Source organism: Dactylosporangium sp. NPDC048998 (assembly GCF_043197855.1).
GTDB lineage: Bacteria > Actinomycetota > Actinomycetes > Mycobacteriales > Micromonosporaceae > Dactylosporangium.
Window position 1 is genome coordinate 177,186 of record NZ_JBICTV010000015.1, and the last position, 12,664, is coordinate 189,849.

A 12,664-nucleotide genomic window follows, 5' to 3' on the forward strand; every position below is an offset into this window, starting at 1 on the left:
CGTTGGGCGCTCAAGCCGACCGCACCAGGCGCAACAGAGGCCGGTCTGAAGCCACGTCGTCCGCGGTGTGCGCCAAAAGGCCTCGGCGGCATGCTGGGCACCGGATCCCGGTGCGGCCGTCCAGACCGTGCACGCACCGATCACCGACCGCACGGCCTGCGGGCGAGGCGGTCTCGCCAGCGCCAACCACCGCGACGTCCGCACGAACCGCCTCGCCGCTGAGATGGTTGGGGTTGTGGTTCGGTCCGTGAGTGGTGGGTGGTGACGCCGCGGGGTGCAGGTGCACGTCGCCGTGAGGTGCAGCCCACTGCGTGCGTCCGTCACCGTGGGGTGCAGCCGTCTGGCGGCCTTCGTCGGCTGCGCCCAACGTACCGGGGTCCAGTCCTAGTCCGGTGGAGCGGTCTGCGCCTGGCGCGGCGGGGTGCAGGGCCCGGTCCGGCTCAGGCGGAGCGGCACGCGCGGCACTGACCGCGGGGCGATACCGGCCACGCCGTTGAGCGGCGAGTTTCGCCGCCGCGTCAGCGACCCGCGCCGGGCTAAGCACCTCGATGCGGTCGAGCACGTCGGCGGCAAGGATCAGCCGGTACTCGTCGGCTTGGCCTCGCCTCGCAGCTCTGCGGACCACCTCGATCAGGCCCGCCTCCCGCAGGACCTTCAGCGTGTTCTGGATGACGTTGTAGGTCAGTTCGCAGTCCACGGCCAGCCGCGCCACACCGGGAAACACCCGGCTGCCGTCATTGTCCGCGTACGTGGCGAGCATCAGCGCAACCGACTTCGCGGTACGCCCAAGCCGGGCGCGGCGCACGACATCGATCCATTGGCGCAAGGTGACCGATTGGTCGACCGGCTCAGCCATGCTGCAGTCCTCCTGCTTCCATGCGGTTGGGCAACGCCCAGCGCCGGAACGGCTCTTGGATGACGTTCCGGTGACATCGGTCATGGAGCGCACGTCAACCCACGCTGCCGCGCGTCAGCGGTCCTCGTGCTCGCCCAATCGGCGCATCTCCAGCGCGCGGATCTCTTCGGCAACCTCGGGGCACCGAGGCGGCGCCTCATCGTCAGCGAAATGGCGGGCATCACCCGCCGACCCGACGCACTGGCACGACGCACACGTCCGCCGGCCCCAGAAGTCCGGCGGCACCGCATCGTCTGGATCGAACCGATGCCTCGGGACGCGTGTCTGCGCGGCGCGCGCCGGCCGGCGCCGGCCATCATGCAGCCGCATGGTCCGGCCTCTCGCGGCGATCGGGAGGCCGTCCCTCGTGTAGCCCGTTGGGCACGGGTGGCGGGGCAGGCCCGCGGCAGGCACCCCACTGGCACGCGGCGCGGGAGTCCCTGACGACGACCAGCGCTGCGCGGATCACGCCGCCGTCAGGCCCCACCTTTGCACTTCCGGCGACGGGCGGCTGCTGACCGCTCAGCGAGCTGCAGCATGTACGCCTTCCTGGCATGGACTGCCATCACGAGACGCACGTCATCGGGCAGCACACCGTATGGATCGACCTGACGTTCGAAGCGGGCAAGGAATGCAGAGGTCGCCGGCGCCGTCCGAGCGGCGGGGTCGGCCGTATTGGCCCACGACGCGTGCGCGGCAATCCGAGCGCGGCGAGTTCGCTGTTCGGCGGTCAATCGTTCAGACACGTTCACCGATCCTCATACGAGCTTGGACAACCTGAGCTCGCTCTGCCGCGGCGCTGGCGCCGTAGTGGCGTGGCATGTCGTCGGATGCCCAGCCGAGCAGCAGCATCAGGTCACCGGTGTCTCCGCCCGCGAGCTTCCACTCATGGGCGTACGTATGCCGCCACCGGTGCGCATGCAAGTTCGCCACGCCGGCCCGCTGACCGCGACGCCGGAGCATGATCTTCACGCCGTTCGCGGCGAGCGGGACGCCACCACGTTCGGCCAGCCACAACTCCGGCAGGTCCGCGCCTTTGCGGCGGGCCCGAGCACGCACGTACCGGCTCACCGCCCGGCCAGTCTTCGGCCCCAGCCGCACCCGCCGGTCCTTGGCGCCCTTGCCGTGAATGTGCACCACGTCGGTATCAAGATCGACGTCCTCGACTCCGAGGTTCGCGATCTCCGACAGCCGGGCGCCAGTGTTCGACAACATCCGGATGATGGCCTCGTCGCGCAGGTCAATGAACTGCTTGGCCGAGCAGGTCCGCAGGACCTGCCTCGTCTCCTGATCGCCGATGACTGGAACGAGCTTCCTGGCCGTCTTCGGCTGCCGCACCCGAACCATCGGGTCCTGGGCAATCTCATCCTCGTCCAGCAACCACCGGAAGAACTGCTGCAGCGCTTTGTGCTTGTTCAGCGCTGTCGACGCTGACCTGGTGACGATCATCCAGGCCTGAAAGTCCTCGACCTGCTGTTTCGTCACCGTCGATGGGTCGGTGCAGCTGCCATCGTTCGTAGCGCTCTGCGGGTCACTCAGGTACCGGCCCAACTGCGCCGCCGCCAGCAAATAGTTGTACCGAGTCGTCGCCGGATAGTTGCCGGCCCGAAGCGAACGGTCCCAATCCCGCAGCAACGCCACCCATGCCGGTGGCAATGCGACCGCCAGCTTGGTTACATCAACCGCCGTCATCGCAGACCGGTCCTCGCGCTCGAGCCGCTGATCATCCATCGAGCAACCACAACTACAGCCTCGAACAACGACACTCCGCGCGGAAGTTGGCCAGAGTTAGCCAGGACGTCCGCGGACCCCCGGTCCGTCAGCCTTGGAGACGATTCTTGCGTGTCAAGGGGTCGTGGGTTCAAATCCCGCTGTCCCGACACCGCATGGAGTTCCTGCCGGTCCGGGGCTGGCCGGGAATCCGTTTTTATCGCTCAACATCGACGTCCGGCAGAGCACACCACGAATAGATCCCTTGACTCGACAAGTTTGTCGACCATGCGTTGCTGGCCCCAACGCAGGCCATCGCCGCCTCCCACCGCGCTGCTGCGAAACCGGCCTGGATCGCCGATGCCGACGCTGACGCAGCTCTGCAACGCCTTGGTATCGACGACGCTGGCCGCCGCCGCACGGTGGTCGTCAACGCTGCGTTTCGGCTCGACGAGCACCTGGCCATCGAACGGGCGATCGCGAACCTCGCCCAGGAGCAAGCTCCACATGTCGAGCTGCACATTGGCCGCGTCGTCGGCCTCAGGAAGGGCGGCGACCGGCGCGACGACTGGCACGCATACAACGCCTCGCCGCCGAGGCGTTCCGCACCCGCGCCGGCGGGCTGCGGGTGCTCATCGCGCCCGAACTCGTGGACTGGGCCCTGTCGCTAATCCGCCCGAGCGACGGTCAGGGCTTCTACACCCGCGAACGAGACCTGCACCTGTCTACCCGCGAGCGCGGCGATCGTCGTCGGCATGCCGGCTCCAGCGTCCGCGGAGGGGACCACGATCGGTGGTCAGCCCGGCCGCAACGACGCGGCCCGCAGCCACGCCTGGCGCAACGTCAAGCTGGTCGCTGAGCTCGCGCGACGCCGGCTGTCGCTCACGCACGTGATCGCGAGCCGGTGCGGGTGCCCAAGCTCGCCGCGGGCGGGCCCAACCCGGTGCTGGCGCTGCAGGTGGAGATGACGTTCGTCGCGTTGCGCGTCGCGCAGCTGCGTCAGATCGCCGCGCTGCTGGACGCCGGGCATTTCGTGGTCGCGCAGCGGGCCCGGCGTGGACGTACCGCCCGGGTCGAGGCGTCCAGCCGCCATACCCGCCGTACCGCCGCGTGCGCCCACGGCCGCAGCCGTACCCGCAGCGCGGGCAGGCGAGCACACCGGCGACCAGGTCCGGCCGCTCCTTGTGATGCGGTGGCGTCGTGGTGACCATGGCCAGCCGCATCGATACGTTCCTCTACCGGTCCACATGGGGTGCAGGCGCAGAGACTGACCTGAGGAATTAGGGCTGGCCTTGCCACCGGAGGCCGGAACGGTGGCGACGAGAGCGGTGTAGACGACCACGTCGGACAGATAGCTGCGCGCGTCGCGGTCGAATTCGCCTCCGCAGGTGACGAGTTGTAGCGCGCTGGTGCCGTGGTCGCCGTACACGAAAGTTGGCCAGAAATTGCTTTTGGGGTAGGTCGCGACGTAGGTGACCGCGAAGCGCGCAACCGCGCCGTCGGCCATGCCGACGTCGATCCGGTCTTCGGGCCGTAACAGCTTCAGCCGAAAGAACACGGCTGGGCGCCGGTGGGAGTCGACATGGCCGAGGATGACCGCGGAGCCCCGCTGGCCCGGAGTGGGCCCGCACGCTCGGTGGATTCGCGCCATGCTTCCCGTCGTTGCTGCGATCGTGCTCGTGTTTCTTCTTTCGCTTGCGGCCGGTTTCGTAATCGCACGGCGCTGAAGTGCAGTGCTCGGATCAGCTTGTCGGCACCACGTCGATGACCTCGTCGCGTGGGCGGCGGGGCGTCGACGGGGCCGCGGGGGCGCTCTCGTTGACGCCGAGCCGGATGGTCAGCTGCCCGTGTCCGGCCGGTGCACCACCGAGGGGTTCGACGGGGTCGCTCATGACCGACGATGCCAGCCCGACTGTTGTGGCCGTGAGCAGGACCGCGCTGATCGCCTCGCCGGTGCGCAGCCAGTCCGCCCGGGTGTCGTGCGCGGTCGTGAACGCCAGGTAGGTGGTGTACCGGTCCTCGCCGCGCCCCTGCTCGTGGAGAGGCCCGGTCCGTGTCACCTTCGGGACTGCTGCCCTGGTCGGTACGCCTTCGCGAGCTGGCGGCATCCGGGGGATCATCCAGCTGGCCGCCTGGGGGGCGGCAGCTGACGATGCCGCGAAGCCCGGGAAGTCCACCTGCGACGGCGCCACAGCGTGCATGTTCACCGCGAACGGTTCCGCCGCCCGATGGAGCAGTGCCAACACCTCGTCCGGCAGCGCGGCGATGCCCCGGAAAGGACGCCGGTCGGTGCAGCGCGTGCGCAGGGCGTGGTGCAGGCGCATCTCTTCGGCGGTCACCTCGTGCGGGCCGGTGAGCGTCAGCACGGCCAGCAGATCCGGGTCGGCCGGGTCGTCGATCCGTTCGACGGTGGCGGCGGCTCCGAGAACGGCGAGGACGACGGTGGCATGGTGCAGTACCGCACCGCAACTGATGGTCATCAACCGGCCCTGCGGGTCGGCGCTGGTCAACTGGCGGGACCGGTCCGCGCGGAGTTCGAGGGTGGTGCCGCGGATGCGCCAGAGCCAGGGCTGGGAGTCCTCGATCGATGGGGCCAAACAGGCCACGCGGGCCGCCTCGTACAACACGTCCCCGGCCGACAACGGCGCCTGCTGCGGGATCCCACTCATTGCTGCGCCTCCGTTTTCGTGTGCGCGCGCCTTGATGGCCCGATGCGGCCGGACGGACTGCAATCTAGGTGGAGGCTCATGGCGCAAACGCGCCTCAACTGGACTATACGCCTCGAGGAACTGCTGCCGAGGCGTCGTCGGGGTCTGCGGGCGGGGTGCGGCAGCGATGTCGGAGAGGGTCACAGCTTGCGGGCGAGCGTGCTCAGCGTGCCTTCGACGATCGGTTCAGTGTCCTGGGCGCAGTGGCAGTCGTTGCCGTGGGTGCTGCGGTGCCAGGCGATGAGGTGCTGCAGGGCGAGTTGGTTGATCTGGTAGTCGTGTTCGGCTTTGACCCGGTCGGTGTCGGCCTGGCGGTTCTGGCTGAGCAGGATGCTGGTCCGCCGCCGGACGTGCCCCCTGGTCGGGGGTTACCGGCGTTCGTTGCGGCTGTCCCGAACGTCACCGGCCGCGTTGCCGTCGTTGTCGTGGTGGCCGTGTGGGGAGTAGCGTTACTGCAAGTGATGTTGGTCCAGCGTGCGGTCGCTATGACACCAGGCTGCGGCAGCCTCCGGACGGCAGGGCCAGAGGCTCAGACGCTGCGGTCACGTTTGCTGGGCCGAGTTGCGGCTACGAGCCGTTGACCTGTCACCGTGATTGGTGCAGGCCGTTGTCGCGCGTGGGTCGTCACCGGTCGGACGCGCCACCGGATATTTTCCTTGAGGTGCAGGATATTTCCCTAGGGTGGGCGGCATAGTGGAGCTGCTGGAGAGGGTCTGCATCGACGCTGCGCGGGCGCTGTCGGCATCGGGGGTCGGGGTGAGTCTGATGACCTCCGACGGTGTTCATGGCATGGCTGCGGCGTCGGACCCGGACACCGCGCGGATCGAGGAGCTGCAGTTCACCTTCGGGGAAGGCCCGTGTATCGATGCCGCCGCGGCCGGCCGCCCGGTGCTGGTGCCGGATCTGGCCGACGGGGCGATGCGTCGATGGCCGGTGTACACCGTCGCGGTCCTGGATGCGGGGGTCCGGGCAGTGTTCGCGTTTCCGTTGCAGATCGGGGCGGCTCGCCTCGGCGTCCTCGATGTGTTCCGTGCCCGTTCCGGGGCGATGTCCAGGCCGGAACTGGGCCAGGCGCTTACTGTCGCTGACCAGGTCGTGATGACCGTGTTGGATGGTCAGGAACGGGCCACCGAAGTGGACGAGCTGGACGAGGCGTTCGAGCACCGCGCCCGGCTGTTCCAGGCCCAGGGCATGGTGATGGTCCAGTTGGGCATTCCCCTCGCGGAGGCGCTGGCGCGAATCCGGGCCCACGCCTACGCCACCGACCAGCCGTTGAGCGAGGTGGCCGCGGACATCGTGGCTCGTCGGCTCCGCCTCGACATCGACCGTGCATGAACACTGTCAAGAGCATCGCAGGGAAGGCCAGGAACCTGTCATGACCACCGTATCCGAAGAACGCCTGGCGACGATCTTTGTCGAGGTGGCCGACACCCTGGTCGGTGGGTTCGACCTGATCGAGTTCATGCAGATGCTCGCCGACCGCGTCGCCGGGCTGGTCACCAACGCCACCGTGGGGCTGCTGCTGGCCGACGAGAGGGGCCGGTTGCAGTTCATGGCCGCCTCGGACGAGACAACCACATTGTTGGAGCTGCTGCAGTTGCAGTGGCGGGACGGGCCGTGTCTGGACGCGTTCCGCGGCGCCGAGCCGGTCGTCAACGCCGATCTGTCCACCGCGAGCGCCCGCTGGCCGCGATTCGCGCCCTACGCCGCGGCCGCCGGGTTCCGCTCCGTGCATGCGTTCCCGTTGCGGCTGCGTAACGAGGTGATCGGCGCGATGGGCGTCTTCGGCACCGGCCGTGCGAATTTCGACGATGCCGACGTGCAGATCGTGCAGGCGCTGGCCGACGTCGCCGCGATCGGCCTGTTGCAGGAACGGGCGATCCGCCACGGCGAGGTTCTCACCGAGCAGCTGCAGGGGGCGCTGAACAACCGAATCATTGTCGAGCAGGCCAAAGGTGCCGTCGCGCAGGCACACAACGTCTCTGTCGACGCGGCCTTCGAGCTGATCCGGGCCCACGCCCGGCGCACCCACCGCCGCCTTAGCGACGTCGCCCTTCGCGTGGTCACCGACATGACCAGCCTGCCCGACGTCACCGGAGACTGACCCGGCCGAAATCCGGCACCGATGCCCCGGACGTCCCTGCCGCAACTTCCGTTGTGGCGGCTCGCGCCTTCCTCCCCGTCACCGCGGCGACGGGGGTGGCTGTTCCAGGTACATCGGCCGCTCGGAGTTGCAGGATTCGTACCGTGCCAGGCAGTGCCACGAGCGGGGCACCGAAGACTGCGGCGAGCAGCAGCGCCGCCCCCATCGGCAGGTTGCCGTGCGCGCCGAGGAAGGACACCTCTGCCGCTGCCCGTTCTGGAGCGACACCTTCGCCTTACGCCTGTTCGACGCCGGTGCCGGACGTCATCGTCGGCCCAACGCAGCCGTGACACGCGATCGCCACCGACAACAGGCCGAGGCCCTGGCGACCCAGGTGGTGAACAAGATCCGCGGCAGGTTCAAGTCGGTGAAGGCTCCCGGTTTCGGCGACCGCCGCAAGGCGATGCTGAGCGACATCGCGATCCTGACTCGTGGTCAGGTGATTAGTGAGACCGTCGGGTTGAAGCTGGAGAACGCCGATCTGTCGCTGCTCGGCCGGGCCCGTGAGATGGTCGTGACCAAGGACGACACCACCACCACCGTCGTCGACGGCTCCGGTGACGCCGAGGCGACCAACGGCCGGGTCTCGCAGATCGGGGCCGAGATCGAGAAGAGCGACTCGGACTATGACCGTGGGAAGCTGCAGGAACGTCTGGCCAAGCCGGCCGGCGGTGTTGCGTTGATCAAGGTCGGTACGGCCACCGACGTTGAACTCAAGGTGCGCATGCGGCCAGCAGCATGAACGACACCGCCCACGGCCGGAGACCGGGGCTCTGCCGCCGCACGGGCCACGCCGTGGCTGGGAGCTCATCGCGGCGATGGCACCTTCTCTCAACCTCCGCGCTGCAGCGCCGTGAGCAGTGTCGGTGTCCCGAGCGGTGTGCCGCCCGGGACACCACCCACCCCCTCGGAGCAAAGCATCGATGCGGATAGGGCGTGGTCACGACGGCGCCACCGCAGCACAAGGAGCGGCCGGACAGGCCACGATCAACGAATGCAGAGACCCGGTCGTACGAACCACCAGGTGGTCGATGAGCCGCGATGCCAGCAGGACTCAGCCACCGGGGACCGGGGTGACATAGACACCGTACGCGGTCGTGCCGCCGATGGCTACCGGCCGAACGCCGCAGCGTCGGCGGCCGGATGGCGTGGGCGCGCAGGCGCCTGCCCTGGCCGGGTCCACCGCACGCATGCCGAGCGTCGCCGCTCCCGGTCCCGAAACAGGCGTAGACTGCCGTGTGGCACCGAGATCACGGCGACCGATTGCTTTTGGCAGTTCTCCGTCGGCGGAAGACGCCACCGTCGAGCCCAACTGGGTGCCGGGTCGAGCCATCGGCATCCGCGGACCCGCGTCGCCTTCTCCGGCCAGCCCGCATTGTGATGCCAGCCCCGGCACCACGCACGAGCTTCGACGGACCCCTGGAGTGGGCCAGGTTCCCTGACTCGGCGGTACCTCCGCCCGCGGGGTGGCCCGCTGCGCATACCGAGCAAGGAAGCCAACATGGTCACCACCACGCAACGCGCCATTGTCGTTCCGCCGGGTCCCCCTTCGTCGCCACGACTGGTCCTCGCCCCGGCCCGCGCGGACCGCGCCGTCCTGGACGGCGGATGGTGGCCCAGGTCCCGGGATCCGGTCGCCGAACTGCCCGGGCTCGTCCTTACCCTCGCCGCCCGCTACGGACCGATCCGCCGGCTGATGCTCAGCAGCGCCGGCTGGGACACCCACTTCCACTTCCGCCGGTTGGCGGTGGGCGCCGACGTCATCCGGGCGGGGTGGTTCGCCACCGTGGACCCGGGCGTCCTGATCGCGACCACGGACCGCGGCAATCAGCTCGATCTGCTCGTGGTACCACCGGACATGACCGACGCCGCGGCCCGGTCGGCGATGTTCACGGCCGCTGATCCGGTCAACCGTATGCGCGCGCCGGCCATCCTTGCGGCGCTTGCCGCAGCCCCGGCAGCCGATGACGGTGCCGGCACCGATCCGGTCGCAGTATGGGACAACGAGGGAGGCCACGGCGCCGCAACGCGGGCAGCGCGCACGGCAGCCGATCTGACGGTGGCCTGAGCCCCGTGGGCAGCCGTCTGCGCGCAGGTTGCGGCCGGTCGGTCCGGCCCGCCGCGACGCTTGGGTGTTCGAGGTGGGGCGGCGCCTACCGTGGTTCGCAGGCCGCCTCGCCGGTCAGGTCGGCCACGTCGACCGCGAGAAGGTCGAGCAGGCCCGCATTGCGGGCCGTGTCGATGTGCTCCGGCAACACCCGATCCACCCAATCCGCGCGGTCATGCTGACCCCGGCGGCGAAGGACGGCAACGACGCTCGACTTCGAAACGGTCATGGCTGCTCCCGAGGGTGCCGATTTGTCCTGGGAGCCGCCCGGGACCGGGCGACACGCCCCCCACCCTAACGCCTGATCGGCGAGGACGCTGCGGCACGGACAGCACGCCGGCGTGATCGGGTGACCTCCGCTTCGGCGTCGGCGCGGCCGGCCCACGCGCCGTGCTCGGCGTCGATGGTCGTGCCCGGTTCGAGATCCTGGTAAATCTCGAAGAAGTGTTGGATCTCCAGTTTGTGGAATTGTTCCAGGTCGGGCAGGTCCACCAGGTAGGCCAGGCGCGGGTCGGCGGTCGGGACGCAGAGCACCTTCGGGTCTGGGCCTCTCGCGTCGCGCATCCGGAACATGCCGAACGCTCGGCAGCGGATCTGGCAGCCCGGGAAGGTGGGTTCCCGGACCAGCACGAGCGCATCGAGGGGGTCGGTGTCCTCGCCGAGGGTGTGCTCGATGAAGCCGTAGTCCTCCGGGTACTGGGTGGCGGTGAACAGGGTGCGGTCCAGCCGGATCCTGCCGGTGTGGCGGTCCACCTCGTACTTGTTGCGCGTTCCTTTGGGGCTCTCGACCGTTACGTCGAACTCCATGCAGTTTCGCTCCTCGGGTGCTTCACCCGTCCCTGCAGCGTGCAGCGATCGCGTGAGCGCCGCCATCTGATCCGGCGGCGGTCAGGCCGCGACGGCGATGTCTCGACGGTACCGCGCAGCACCCGGTGATCGTTAGGTACAAGACCAGTGCCCGAACGAGGGCCCGAACGAGGGCTGGTGCATCGCTGATGCGCTGTCGAACCCCTCAGGGGGCCTATCATTGGCGCGTCGTCTCGACCGCTCCGGACCCCGGCGGTGTCCTCGCTGCCGGCATCGTTGGGAGCTTCGAAGGCAACACCGCAGGTGGACCCGTCCGCCGCTACAGCGTTGTACCTTTCCCCGAACGCCGTGAAGACCCACGTCGCGTCGATCTACCGCAAGATGGCGGTACACACCCGGCGCGACGCCATACGCGCCGCGTTCGCCCTCGGCATCTTCCCCACGCGGTGGCGTTCCACCGGGCCCCATGTCGGCCGGCACCGAACGAGGCTGCTGACATCGGTCCGGGAGCCGTCGTCATTACGGCGGCTGCGCCGATGTTGATGGCCGTAGGGGTCAAGCCGCGGTGGTGACGCGCAACGGTCGGCCGACGTCGTGAAGGTGGTGCAGGGTCTGCGCGTAGGAGCGCAGCAGGGCGGTCTCGCAGTACGACACGTCGTGCTGCTGGCAGAACGACCGTACGAGGGGCTGGGCCCGGCGCAGGTTCGGCCGGGGCATGCTCGGGAACAGGTGGTGCTCGATCTGGTAATTCAGGCCGCCGAGGGCGAAGTCGACGAGCCAGCCGCCGCGGACGTTGCGGGCGGTAAGTACCTGCCGGCGCAGGAAGTCGGTCCGGTCGTCGGTAGCGTTGATCGGCATGCCCTTGTGATTGGGCGCGAACGAACACCCCAGATACAGACCGAACAACGCCTGCTGCACAACGATGAACGCGACCGCCTTGAGCGGGGAGAGCACCAGCAGCACCGCGGTCAGGTAGCCGGCGGCGTGCAGGAGGAGCAGCAGCATCTCCCACCAGCGGTGGCGCAGCCCACGGCCGCCGGTCAGGGCTTGGACGCTGGACACGTGGAGTTGTACCGCCTCCAGCAGCAACAGCGGGAAAAGCAGACAGCGCTGATGGCGGGCGATGAACCGGGTCACCGGACCCCGTTTGGCGCGGGCCTGCCGCGTGGTGAACGCCAATGCGCCGATGTCGAGGTCCGGGTCCCTGCCCTCCTGGTTGGGGTGGGCGTGGTGGCGCTGGTGTTTGTCGACCCACCAGCCGTAGCTCAGCCCGACGGCCAGGTTGGCGTGCAGCAGGCCGACGAGGTCGTTGGCCCGTTTCGAGCGGAAGATCTGCCGGTGCCCGGCGTCGTGGCCGAGGAAGCCGATCTGGGTGAATATCACGGCGAGGAACACGGCGACGAGAAGCTGCCACCACGAGTCACCCAGCACGGCGAGGCAAGTCCATGCCGCGACGAAAAGTCCGCCGGTCACCGCGATCTTCGTCAGGTAGTAGCCGTGCCGCCGCTGCAGCAGGCCGGCTGCCTTGACCTGGTGCAGCAGGTCGGCGTAGTCGCTGCCGGGTGCCGCGACACGTTGTACGGCATTGCCGCGACGGGGTTGATTGGTCGATGCCGCCGGTGTTGTCATGCTGGACCTTTCAGGTGCGCATCGTGATCGTGCCGATGATGCGACGCCCGGGGTTCCGTAGCCGACCGTTGCTGTTTCGCCCTTCACGGTCGCGCCGCCGCTCCCGCAACGCCGACGCTGAAAGCGGTGGCCGATACACGCAATGGCCTACCCAGCACAGGCGGACTCAACCGTACGTCGACGATGCCGCACCGCGGGAGTGTCGCCCTCGCCCTCGCCCTTGGCGGCCACGGTTCTCGAGCGCAGCGCTGTGGCCGGTCGCCCCGCGTTGCGGAGGTTAACGCCGCGTGCACACGGGTAGGTCGCGCGAAGTTGGGCGCACCGGTTGTCGTCATCTGACGCCCTTGCTGCCGCGGGCGTGTGGAGCCGTGGGCTGAATGGCCGGAGACCGCCTCCGTCCAGGTACCGGGCACCGACTTGGAGCTGGTGAAAGGACCGTCTCAGCAGCCCAGAGACGTGCAACTGCGAGGTACCAACCTCATGCGCCGCAGCAACTACCTCAAGAGCCGTGGCGAGTGGGGTCTAGGTCCAATACTGCTGACTTAAGCGTTATGGCTGTTAGCATGTGACGTGCCGCGTGCTGGACAGGTGAAAGCGCCGCTTGGTGAGCGGTTGTCGGATCGGATTGCGGTCGGGTTGTTGACCTCGACGTTTCCGCCGGAGTT

General features: G+C 68.7%; 13 protein-coding genes and 1 pseudogene. 5 read left to right on the forward strand and 9 right to left on the reverse strand.

From position 1 onward, the window contains the following. Nucleotides 1-10: 10 nt before the first annotated feature. From ACGFI8_RS29750 to ACGFI8_RS29775, 6 genes are all read right to left on the reverse strand, one after another. Entirely contained in the window at nt 11-856 is an 846-nt protein-coding gene (locus ACGFI8_RS29750; protein ID WP_392809915.1) for a helix-turn-helix domain-containing protein, read from the reverse strand. Between the two features lie 777 nt (nt 857-1,633). Beyond that, the gene (locus ACGFI8_RS29755; protein WP_392809917.1) at nt 1,634-2,626 is read right to left on the reverse strand and encodes a tyrosine-type recombinase/integrase; all 993 of its coding nucleotides are present in this window, start codon (nt 2,624-2,626) and stop codon (nt 1,634-1,636) included. Nucleotides 2,627-2,829: 203 nt separating this feature from the next. Further along, a complete protein-coding gene (locus tag ACGFI8_RS29760) occupies nt 2,830-3,180 on the reverse strand; it encodes a hypothetical protein (RefSeq protein ID WP_392809919.1) in 351 nt (116 codons plus the stop codon). Between the two features lie 221 nt (nt 3,181-3,401). Then, nucleotides 3,402-4,256, reverse strand: a complete 855-nt coding sequence (locus tag ACGFI8_RS29765) for a sortase domain-bontaining protein (RefSeq protein ID WP_392809921.1) — start codon at nt 4,254-4,256, stop codon at nt 3,402-3,404. A gap of 91 nt (nt 4,257-4,347) precedes the next feature. After that, nucleotides 4,348-5,274, reverse strand: coding sequence for a nitroreductase (locus ACGFI8_RS29770; protein ID WP_392809922.1), 927 nt, complete (start codon nt 5,272-5,274; stop codon nt 4,348-4,350). Nucleotides 5,275-5,453: 179 nt separating this feature from the next. After that, on the reverse strand, nt 5,454-5,645 hold the full coding sequence (locus ACGFI8_RS29775; protein WP_392809942.1) for a DUF1003 domain-containing protein: 192 nt from the start codon (nt 5,643-5,645) through the stop codon (nt 5,454-5,456). A 361-nt stretch (nt 5,646-6,006) separates the two neighbouring features. On the opposite strand from ACGFI8_RS29775, the gene ACGFI8_RS29780 reads away from it, so the two are divergent. The 4 genes and pseudogenes from ACGFI8_RS29780 to ACGFI8_RS29795 all read left to right on the forward strand — a co-directional run bounded on the left by ACGFI8_RS29780 (nt 6,007) and on the right by ACGFI8_RS29795 (nt 9,524). After that, nucleotides 6,007-6,648 carry a GAF and ANTAR domain-containing protein gene (locus ACGFI8_RS29780; protein WP_392809924.1) on the forward strand — a complete coding sequence of 214 codons (642 nt, stop codon included), beginning with the start codon at nt 6,007-6,009 and terminating at the stop codon, nt 6,646-6,648. Nucleotides 6,649-6,688: 40 nt separating this feature from the next. After that, a complete protein-coding gene (locus tag ACGFI8_RS29785) occupies nt 6,689-7,417 on the forward strand; it encodes a GAF and ANTAR domain-containing protein (RefSeq protein ID WP_392809926.1) in 729 nt (242 codons plus the stop codon). Nucleotides 7,418-7,766: 349 nt separating this feature from the next. Next, nucleotides 7,767-8,180, forward strand: a pseudogene (gene groEL, locus ACGFI8_RS29790) (chaperonin GroEL); the annotation flags it as partial. Nucleotides 8,181-8,957: 777 nt separating this feature from the next. Beyond that, the gene (locus ACGFI8_RS29795; protein WP_392809928.1) at nt 8,958-9,524 is read left to right on the forward strand and encodes a DUF5994 family protein; all 567 of its coding nucleotides are present in this window, start codon (nt 8,958-8,960) and stop codon (nt 9,522-9,524) included. A gap of 85 nt (nt 9,525-9,609) precedes the next feature. On the opposite strand, the gene ACGFI8_RS29800 is transcribed toward ACGFI8_RS29795, so the two are convergent. Next, complete coding sequence (locus ACGFI8_RS29800; protein ID WP_392809929.1) at nt 9,610-9,792, reverse strand: hypothetical protein; 183 nt, start codon at nt 9,790-9,792, stop codon at nt 9,610-9,612. A gap of 65 nt (nt 9,793-9,857) precedes the next feature. Beyond that, the gene (locus ACGFI8_RS29805) at nt 9,858-10,370 is read right to left on the reverse strand and encodes an inorganic diphosphatase (protein ID WP_392809931.1); all 513 of its coding nucleotides are present in this window, start codon (nt 10,368-10,370) and stop codon (nt 9,858-9,860) included. Between the two features lie 303 nt (nt 10,371-10,673). Here ACGFI8_RS29805 and ACGFI8_RS29810 point away from each other — a divergent pair, with 303 nt between their 5' ends. Next, nucleotides 10,674-10,913, forward strand: coding sequence for a LuxR C-terminal-related transcriptional regulator (locus ACGFI8_RS29810; protein ID WP_392809932.1), 240 nt, complete (start codon nt 10,674-10,676; stop codon nt 10,911-10,913). Between the two features lie 12 nt (nt 10,914-10,925). Here ACGFI8_RS29810 and ACGFI8_RS29815 read toward each other — a convergent pair whose 3' ends face one another. Further along, complete coding sequence (locus ACGFI8_RS29815) at nt 10,926-11,999, reverse strand: fatty acid desaturase family protein (RefSeq protein ID WP_392809933.1); 1,074 nt, start codon at nt 11,997-11,999, stop codon at nt 10,926-10,928. Between the last annotated feature and the right edge of the window lie 665 nt (nt 12,000-12,664).

Excerpts from the sequence above, each read along its gene's own strand:
- ACGFI8_RS29750 (WP_392809915.1), bottom strand. The coding sequence starts at position 856 with ATGGCTGAGCCGGTCGACCAATCGGTCACCTTGCGCCAATGGATCGAT.
- ACGFI8_RS29795 (WP_392809928.1), top strand. The coding sequence starts at position 8,958 with ATGGTCACCACCACGCAACGCGCCATTGTCGTTCCGCCGGGTCCCCCT.
- ACGFI8_RS29800 (WP_392809929.1), bottom strand. The coding sequence starts at position 9,792 with ATGACCGTTTCGAAGTCGAGCGTCGTTGCCGTCCTTCGCCGCCGGGGT.
- ACGFI8_RS29770 (WP_392809922.1), bottom strand. The coding sequence starts at position 5,274 with ATGAGTGGGATCCCGCAGCAGGCGCCGTTGTCGGCCGGGGACGTGTTG.
- ACGFI8_RS29765 (WP_392809921.1), bottom strand. The coding sequence starts at position 4,256 with ATGGCGCGAATCCACCGAGCGTGCGGGCCCACTCCGGGCCAGCGGGGC.
- ACGFI8_RS29805 (WP_392809931.1), bottom strand. The coding sequence starts at position 10,370 with ATGGAGTTCGACGTAACGGTCGAGAGCCCCAAAGGAACGCGCAACAAG.
- ACGFI8_RS29815 (WP_392809933.1), bottom strand. The coding sequence starts at position 11,999 with ATGACAACACCGGCGGCATCGACCAATCAACCCCGTCGCGGCAATGCC.
- ACGFI8_RS29755 (WP_392809917.1), bottom strand. The coding sequence starts at position 2,626 with ATGGATGATCAGCGGCTCGAGCGCGAGGACCGGTCTGCGATGACGGCG.
- ACGFI8_RS29785 (WP_392809926.1), top strand. The coding sequence starts at position 6,689 with ATGACCACCGTATCCGAAGAACGCCTGGCGACGATCTTTGTCGAGGTG.